Origin of the sequence: Azohydromonas lata NBRC 102462, from assembly GCF_001571085.1 — a bacterium.
GTDB lineage: Bacteria > Pseudomonadota > Gammaproteobacteria > Burkholderiales > Burkholderiaceae_C > Azohydromonas > Azohydromonas lata.
The window spans coordinates 1-554 of record NZ_BCTC01000338.1; the positions used below are offsets into that span (position 1 = coordinate 1).

Annotated in this window: 1 protein-coding gene; it reads left to right on the forward strand. The window is 74.0% G+C overall.

What is annotated here, in order from left to right; translation table 11 throughout:
* Positions 1 to 114: 114 nt before the first annotated feature.
* On the forward strand, positions 115 to 554 hold a 440-nt coding region (locus ALA01S_RS31395), incomplete at its 3' end, for a putative Ig domain-containing protein (protein WP_218011571.1).

Here is a 554-nt window from a genome sequence, read left to right on the forward strand (position 1 = left end):
GGCCAGCAGGGCAGCCCGGTGAGCTCGGCCGATACGTCAGGCTTGCGGCTGACCCAGGCCGGCGACAGCAGCAGCTTCCGCGTGGTGGTGATGCCGGCCGCGACGACGGGCGGCGTGGACACGCTGGTGCTCAACCGCGGCATGGCGGACCAGGTGGTGACGTCCACCAGCGGCGTGACGCAGATCGCCATTCCGGCCGACGCCTTCGCGCACACCAATCCCAATGCGGTGGTGACGCTGACGGCCCGCCAGGCCAATGGCGAGGCGCTGCCGCCGTGGATGACCTTCGATGCCGCGACCGGCAAGTTCACCGTGCGCGCCGCGCCCGGCGAGCGCCGCGTGATCGAGGTGCGGGTGCAGGCCAGCGACGGCAGCGGCCGCCCGGTGAGCACCACCTTCAAGATCCAGGTGGGCGCCGCGGCCAAGCGCGGCGCGATGCTGGAGCCGGCGGGCCGTCCGGGTCTGACGGCGCAGTTGCGCATGGCGGCGCAGCGGCAGCACCTGCCCCTGGAGCGGATGGACCAGCTCGCCCGCCTGGCCAAGCGCCCGGCGGC